7 protein-coding genes are annotated in these 7,875 nt (G+C 64.6%); 2 read left to right on the top strand and 5 right to left on the bottom strand.

Translation table 11 applies throughout. The annotated features are described in order from the left end of the window. Positions 1-131: 131 nt before the first annotated feature. On the bottom strand, positions 132-1,571 hold the full coding sequence (locus PCO31010_RS10400) for a M16 family metallopeptidase (protein ID WP_150664153.1): 1,440 nt from the start codon (positions 1,569-1,571) through the stop codon (positions 132-134). Positions 1,572-1,585: 14 nt separating this feature from the next. Next, entirely contained in the window at positions 1,586-3,004 is a 1,419-nt protein-coding gene (locus PCO31010_RS10395; protein ID WP_150664152.1) for a M16 family metallopeptidase, read from the bottom strand. 396 nt (positions 3,005-3,400) lie between these two features. Here PCO31010_RS10395 and ftsY point away from each other — a divergent pair, with 396 nt between their 5' ends. Then, positions 3,401-4,669 carry a signal recognition particle-docking protein FtsY gene (ftsY, locus tag PCO31010_RS10390; RefSeq protein WP_217426154.1) on the top strand — a complete coding sequence of 423 codons (1,269 nt, stop codon included), beginning with the start codon at positions 3,401-3,403 and terminating at the stop codon, positions 4,667-4,669. Between the two features lie 91 nt (positions 4,670-4,760). Here the strand turns inward: ftsY and PCO31010_RS10385 are convergent, their stop codons facing one another. Then, the gene (locus tag PCO31010_RS10385) at positions 4,761-5,387 is read right to left on the bottom strand and encodes a LysE/ArgO family amino acid transporter (RefSeq protein WP_150664150.1); all 627 of its coding nucleotides are present in this window, start codon (positions 5,385-5,387) and stop codon (positions 4,761-4,763) included. A gap of 7 nt (positions 5,388-5,394) precedes the next feature. After that, entirely contained in the window at positions 5,395-6,048 is a 654-nt protein-coding gene (gene maiA, locus PCO31010_RS10380) for a maleylacetoacetate isomerase (RefSeq protein WP_150664149.1), read from the bottom strand. A 222-nt stretch (positions 6,049-6,270) separates the two neighbouring features. Here maiA and ybiB point away from each other — a divergent pair, with 222 nt between their 5' ends. Further along, on the top strand, positions 6,271-7,239 hold the full coding sequence (gene ybiB, locus PCO31010_RS10375; RefSeq protein WP_150664148.1) for a DNA-binding protein YbiB: 969 nt from the start codon (positions 6,271-6,273) through the stop codon (positions 7,237-7,239). A gap of 151 nt (positions 7,240-7,390) precedes the next feature. Here the strand turns inward: ybiB and PCO31010_RS10370 are convergent, their stop codons facing one another. Next, on the bottom strand, positions 7,391-7,780 hold the full coding sequence (locus PCO31010_RS10370) for a nuclear transport factor 2 family protein (protein WP_039395446.1): 390 nt from the start codon (positions 7,778-7,780) through the stop codon (positions 7,391-7,393). Positions 7,781-7,875 lie beyond the last annotated feature (95 nt).

Raw genomic sequence — 7,875 nt, 5'->3', positions numbered from 1 at the left:
TCCTCGCCCCATTCGGGGCGCTGAGAAGCAACTTTACCTCTAGTTTTGACCTGTTCGGATATTCCGGGGACACGTCAAATCCCGGTGCCGTTTTTTCAGACGCGATCAGACGTGCGAACTACACGCTGTCGTCACTTCACAGGCTTGCCCGCTGTCGGCGTGGCGCTCGGCGCGGTGGCTCCTGCGCTCGCGGCACCAAACACATCACTCGGTCCGACGACGACAGTCACGAGGCGATCCGGCTGCACGTGACGCGCAAACGCGTCCTTCACTTGCGCCGCCGTCACGGCCTCGACCTTGGCGGTCCACGTGTCGAGGTAGTCGAGCGGCAGGTTGTAGAAGCCGATGGCCGCGACGTTTGCCAGCAGTTTGCGGTTGCTGTCCAGACGCAGCGGGAAACCGTTGGTCAGGTTGTCCTTCGCAGCCTGCATTTCCTCGGCGGTGGGGCCGTCCTGAACGAACCTGGCCAGCGTCTCACGCACGACCTTAAGCGCTTCGGGCGCTTGCTCGCGACGCGTCTGCAAGTTGATCTCGAACGGCCCCTCCTGCAACTGCGGCACGAAGCCACTCGATACGCCATACGTCAGACCGCGCTTCTCACGCACTTCCGCCGTCAGACGCGACACGAAACCGCCGCCGCCCAGCACGTAGTTCCCCACGAGCAACGGGAAGTAGTCAGGGTCGCTGCGCGCCATCGACGCCTGCCCCGTCGCGATGTGTGCCTGCTCGGCCGGATGCGGCAGGTCGATCTGCATGGCGCTACGCAGCGCCGCCACCGGCGGCATCGTGGGCGGCGTAACGCCGACAGGCATCGCGTCCGTCAACTGAGCGACAAGCTTCTCGGCCTGCGCGCGGTCAATGTCGCCAACGATGGAGACGACCGCCCGCTTCGGGCTGTACATATCGCGATAGAAACGCATCAGATCGTCGCGCTTCACGGCGTTGACGCTCGCCACCGTCGGCGTCACGCCATACGGATGGCTGCCGTAGATCGCGCTACGAAAGGCCTTCTCGGCGATCGCCTCGGGCTTCGTATCCGATTCAGCAATCGCGGACGACAGACGCGCCGTCTCGCGCTTGAGCACGACATCGGGGAACGTGGGATGTTGGAGGAATTGCGCCAGCGTACTCACGGCCGCATCGCGCTCGGCCGCCGACGACAGCGTGCGGATGGTGACGGTCGCGGCGTCGCGTCCGGCGCTCGTCGCCTCCATCGCGCCCACGTCCGCGAAACGGTCGGCAATCTGCGCCTCGGTCAGCGCAGGACGCCCACCTGCGGCCGACGCGCCAGCGTCGAGCAACCCCGCCGTCAGCAACGCCAGCCCCGACTTGCCCTTCGGGTCGTATCGGCTGCCTGCATCGAAATCGATGTTCACGTCGATCATCGGGATCGAACGGCTCTCGACCAGCATCACCTTGGCACCGGACGGCGCGACCCAGGTCTGGATCGGCAGCGCGGCGCTGGCCGTGAGCGGCAGACCGGCCGCCAGCGCGCCAGCGGCTGCGCAAGCCATGAAACCCGTTCGCGCGGGCACGGAGAACGCACGCAACAGTGCGGAAATTTTCATCATCGTGTGTGGCCCTCTCAGCGCATGTTCTTCAGGTCTTGCGCCCCTTGGGCGCGGCGCTTGCGTGTCGCCTCGTCGATCGGCTGCGGCACGAGTGTGGCAACCGTCAGCGACTCATCGCCGAAGTACTTGCCCGCCACCGCCTGCACCTGCGCGGGCGTGACTGCCTTCACCTTTTCAAGCATGCGATCGATCTGACGCCACGAAATGCCCGACATCTCGCTCAGCCCGATTTCCATCGCCTGACCGAACACCGAGTCGCGCTTGTAGATCTGCGATGCCACCACCTGCGCCTTCACGCGCTTGAGCTCGGCCTCCGTCACACCGTGTGCTGCGATGTCGGCGATCTGCGCACGCAAGGCCTTCTCGATCTGCTCCGGTGTCTTCCCCTGCGCAGGGGTCGCGTCCATGATGAAGAACTGCGGACCGCGACCTACGCCGTCATAGCTCGCACCGACGTCGTTCGCAATGCGCTGCTCGCGCACCAGACGGCTCGTCAGACGCGCGTTGCCGTAACCGTCGAGCACGGCGGAGAGCACCTGCAATGCGTAGACGTCGTCATCCTTCTCGACATCGTTCAGACGCGGCGCACGCCACGCGAGCATCACGTTCGGGTTCTCGGCCGGTGCCTTCACGAACACACGGCGCACGCCGATCTGCGCCGGTTCGTTCTGCGGGCGACGTTCCGGCAGCGTGTGCGACTTGATCGGGCCGTAGTACTTCTCGGCAAGCGTCTTGACCTGCGCGGGATCGACGTCGCCGCTCACCACGACCACGGCATTGTTCGGCGCATACCAGCGCTCGTACCAGTCGCGCGTGTCCTGAACTGTCATGTGCTGGAGATCGTCCATCCAGCCGACGATGGGGCGACGATACGGATTCGCGACGAGCGCGGTCGCCATCAGTTGCTCATAAAGCAGTGCGCGCGGCTGGTCGTCCGTGCGCAGACGACGCTCCTCCATCACCACCTGAATCTCTTTCGCGAACTCGTCGGCGGAGAGCGTCAGATTCGCCATGCGATCGGCTTCGAGACGCATCATTTCCGGCAGACGCGACTTCTCCGTCTGCTCGAAGTAACCGGTGTAGTCCTTGCTGGTGAAGGCGTTCTCACGACCGCCGAGGGCGGCGACCTGGCGGGAGAACTGCCCCGCGCCGACGGTCTTGGTGCCCTTGAACATCATGTGCTCAAGCGCGTGGGCGACGCCGGTGGTGCCATTGAACTCGTCGAGCGACCCGGCGCGATACCAGACCACGTGTGCGACCGTCGGTGCCCGGTGGTCCTCGCGCACGATCAGCCGCAGACCGTTCGAGAGTGTGAATTCCGAAGTGTTATCCGTCGTCTTGCTGCCGCCGGTGTCAGCGGCGTGGCCCAGGCTCATCACACCAGCCAGAGCCATTCCGGCCAAGGCGTGTCGCCAGCGCATGGTTCCCGTCATGGATCCCCTTTCGCCCATCATGGACGTCGATTCGCGTCTGATAAAATACGTCGCATTTCCCGCGTCGGAAACAACGACCTGCCCATTGTAGGGCGTTTTGTGCGGCGCGAATGGCAGGACAAATCATAGTCGCACGCCGATAGCGCGCCCCCACGTCGAGTTCCTCACCCCATGTTCAGTTTCTTCAAGCGCTTCAAGTCGGGCGGCAACAAGGCCGCCGAAACAAGCCCCGCACCGACCGAATCGCCCGAATCCGAAGCGTCTTCCGCAGACGTTGCGCAGAAACAAGCGCCGCAGACGTTTGCAGCACCGCAGCAACTGGAAAGCCCGCCGACGCAAGGCGAGTCGGCACCGCTGGCACCTGCTGCGCCTGTCTCACCTGTTGCACCGGCCGCTATGCCGCAACCGTCCGCAAACCAGCCGACGACGCCGATCCAGTCCGCTGCACCGGCACCGGTTACGCCGTCCGCTCCCGCAGCCGCGCCGACGCAAGCCGCCCAGCCCGTTCAACCTGCCGTCAGCCCTGCCGAAAATTCGGCGCATTCCGAGCCTGCTCGGGTCAATGTCCCAACGGCACCAACGCCGGTTGCGGCTACGCCGACGCCTGCCCCGCAGCCGACGCCGGTTGCCCCCGCCGTTCGGAGCGCGCCCGTCGAACCTGTCGAACCTGTTGAACCGGTCACCACGCCCGCTCCTGTCGTCGTGAAGGATGCGCAGGGCGAAGCCATCGGCGAAATCGTCTCGGCCCCGGCCCCCGAACCGGCGGCCAAGCGTTCGTGGCTCACCCGTCTGAAGGCCGGGCTGTCGAAGACGAGCTCAGGCATCACGAGCATCTTCGTCGGCGTAAAGGTGGACGAGAACCTGTTCCAAGAGCTCGAAGACGCCCTCCTGATGAGCGACGCGGGCGTGGACGCCACGACCTATCTGATCGACGCCCTGCGCAAGAAGGTCAAGGCCGAGCGTCTGACCGAAGGCGAACAGGTCAAGCGCGCGCTGCACGACCTGCTGGTCGACCTGCTGCAACCGCTCGAACAGAGCCTCGTGCTGGGCCGCGAAGCGCCGATGGTCGTGATGATCGCAGGCGTGAACGGTGCCGGGAAGACGACCAGCATCGGCAAGCTCGCCAAGCACTTCCAGCACTACGGACAGTCCGTGCTGCTCGCAGCAGGCGATACGTTCCGCGCAGCGGCCCGTGAACAACTGGCGATCTGGGGCGAACGCAACAACGTCGCAGTCGTCGCGCAGGAAAGCGGCGACCCGGCAGCCGTCGTGTTCGACGCCGTGAGCGCCGCACGCGCGCGCAAGATCGACATCGTGATGGCGGACACGGCTGGCCGTCTGCCCACGCAGTTGCATCTGATGGAAGAGCTCAAGAAGATCAAGCGTGTGCTGGGCAAAGCGGCCGACGGCGCGCCGCACGAGGTGCTGCTCGTCATCGACGCCAACACCGGCCAGAACGCGCTCACGCAGGTCAAGGCATTCGACGACGCCCTCCAGCTCACCGGTCTCATCGTGACCAAGCTCGACGGCACGGCCAAGGGCGGCATTCTGGCGGCCATCGCCCGTCAGCGTCCGGTCCCGGTGTACTTCATCGGCGTGGGCGAGAAGGTGGAAGACCTGCAACCGTTCTCAGCCCGCGAATTCGCCGACGCCCTGCTGGGGTAAGCCGCGAACAACATCACGAAGCCGACGCATCAAAACAAACGGCCCGCACACTCACGTGGCGGGCCGTTTGTTTTTCATCTGCAGTACGACGTTACATCTGCTGCGCGACGAGTCCAGCGCAAAGCCCCCACATCATGAGGCCGACCACGCCGTCGAGAATCTGCCACGCGCGGGCGCGCGAGAAGAGCGGTGCGAGCAGACGTGCGCCGTAACCGAGCGCCGTGAACCACAGGATGGACGCGATCATCGCGCCGCCCGCGAACCACACATTGCCCGGTGACGGCTCGCGTGCGCCGATGCCGCCGAGCAGAATCACCGTGTCGAGATAAACATGCGGGTTGAGTAGCGAAAGCATCAGCACGAGGCCGATGGCGCGTTGCCACGACATCTCCTGCGTCGCCGCGCGACTGCCGTCGGCCTGCAACGCCCCCGCACCGCGAAACGCCGCACGCCACGCCCGCAGACCGTAGAGGAACAGGAACGCCGCGCCACCCCACGTCACGATCGTGATGAAGCGCGGATAGGCGGCAATCAGGCCCCCCATACCCGCCACGCCCGCCGCGATCAGCGTCATGTCGCAAATCGCACAGACCGTCACGACGATGCCCACGTGACGTCGCAAAATCCCCTGACGCAAGACGAACGCATTCTGCGCGCCGATTGCCATGATGAGGCTGGCGCCAAGCGCCATGCCCCGCCAGAAAGCCGGATCGATCATCGGGGACTTACTCGGCGTCCGGTTGCGCTTCAGGTGCAGCGCGCTGGAAGGCTTCGAGCGTCTGGCAATGCGCGTGGATGGCAGAGATGCGCGGGAATTGCGTCATGTCGACCTTGAAGCGATTAGCGTTGTAGATTTGCGGCACGAGGCAGCAATCCGCCAGCGTCGGCGTATCGCCAACGACGAACTTGCCCGGCGACGTCTGCGCCGCGAGACGCGCTTCAAGCGCCTTGAACCCTTCCACGATCCAGTGCACGTACCACGCGTTCTTCTGCTCTTCCGTCACGCCCATGTCGTGCTTGAGGAAACGCAGCACGCGCAGGTTGTCGATCGGGTGGATGTCGGCCGCGATGTCCAGCGCCAGTGCACGGACCTGAGCGCGCGTGGCCGGGTCGGACGGCAGCAGCGCGGGCGTCGGATGCACGTCTTCCAGATACTCGATGATGGCGAGCGACTGATGAATGTTCACGTCGCCGTCGACGAACGTCGGCACCAGCGCATTGACGTTGAGCGCACGGTAGGCGGGCTTGAGATGTTCGCCACCGTCGCGCACCAGATGCACCGGCACGATGTCGTAGTCGAGTCCCTTGAGGTTCAGGGCGATACGCACCCGATAGGCCGCAGAACTGCGGAAATAGCTGTACAGCGTGAGCGTGGACATGGGGCTGACCTCGAAAGCGGAGATTCGGAAAAGCGGAAATTGGGGGACGACGCGGCAACCGGGGGATCGTGAGAATCCGAGGGGTCCGCAAGCGCGCCCGAACACGAGATGGTACTGCAAGCGCTGGCCCCGATGACACCTGATTGCGTATGATGGATGACGACTCGCCCACGAACGTAGATTGAAGCCCCATACCGCGTGCACACCCCGGATAACCGCGTCATGACCTCTGCCGCCCCCTTTGCCTGCGCCCCGCTGCTCAAGATCATCGCCCGCGGGGCGAAAGGCGCTCGCGCGCTGAGCGCGGACGAAACCCGCACGCTGTTCGACGCCATCCTCGCCGACCGGGTTTCGCCCGCCGAGCTGGGCGGCGTATTGATCGCGTACCGCATCAAGGGCGAAACGCCCGTCGAACTGCGCGCCATGCTCGACGCCGCGCACGCCACGTTCACCCCGCTCGTCGCCCCGGCCGACGCCCCGCCGCCGGTGCTGCTGCCGAGCTATAACGGCGCACGCAAACAGCCGAACCTCACACCGTTGCTGGCGCTGCTGCTCGCGCGCGACGGCATCCCGGTGCTGGTGCACGGACAACATCACAGCGGCGCGAATCGCGTCGGCACGCAGGCGATCTTCGCGGAACTCGGTCATCCCGCGAGCCAATCGGCCGCCGAGGCGGAGGAGGCGCTGCGCACTCGCCGCGTCGCCTATCTGCCGATTGCAGCGTTGTCGCCTGCGCTGGAACGTCTGCTGGAGATGCGTGCGGCACTCGGCGTGCGAAATTCCGGGCACACCGTCGTCAAGCTTTTGCAGCCGTTCGCCGGGCCTGCGCTGCGCCTCGTGAACTACACGCACCCGGAGTACCGGGAGACGCTGAGCGAGATGTTTGCCGATGCGACCAATAGCGCCGCCCCGGGCGTGCTGCTAGCGCGTGGAACGGAAGGCGAACCGGTCGCGGACGCCCGCCGTCAGGCGGCAATCGATGGGTTTTCGGATGGGGCATACCGCTCATGGCAGGAAGCCGAGGAAGGCGCTACCGGCGTACCGCCGTCGCTTCCTGCGGCCGACGCCCCGGCCACTGCCCGGTGGATCGAGGCGGTTCTCGCTGGCGAGGTTCCGGTGCCCGCCCCCATCGCCCGCCAGGTTGAAGTGATCCGTCAGGCCATCGGGCTAAGTGCGTCATCGACGCATTGAAACGAATTACGCGCGCAACGTCGGATAACTCGCGCGAATTTCGTCACAAAATCGAAATATCACAGAAAAATTCGATTTTTCCGGAACATTTCATCCCGAAACACATCAAATATTCTGTTTTGGAGAGGACGCCCGGAGAGTACCGGGCGGGTCAGTCGGCTGACGCCATGCGGGTTGCCTGCCAGGAGATGACGAGCCAGGCTTCAGCCAGCAGCTTGTGCACTGCCGTGTAGGTCATTTGCGACGCGAGCGAACCGGTCGCGGTTTCCAGTTCGACCTTGAGCTTGCCGGTGACGACCACCGTGTCGCCGAACTGGCGGAGTTCCTGCGCTTTCGGGTCGACGTCGATGTCTAGGTAACGGCGGCGGCCGGAGCTGATCGCGTCGAGAAATTCGCGCTTCGTCTCGCGTTTGCCATTCGAATGCACGTAGAACAAATCGTCCGCGAGGAGCTTTTCCAGCTCATCGACATCGCCTTCGATCATCGCTTCGAAGCGCGCCGATTCGAGTTGTCGTACCGCGTCAATGTGCTTTCCCGCCATGCTGACCTCCCATCCTTCGCCATCACTTTACGCTCGTGGCTTGGGTTGCAATTTACACCATCCGAGTCACGTTTGCGCCAGTGACTTCTCCCGTT

The organism is Pandoraea commovens (genome assembly GCF_902459615.1).
GTDB lineage: Bacteria > Pseudomonadota > Gammaproteobacteria > Burkholderiales > Burkholderiaceae > Pandoraea > Pandoraea commovens.
Note: the sequence above shows the minus strand (reverse complement) of the source record. Positions and strands in the feature narration are given on the sequence as shown.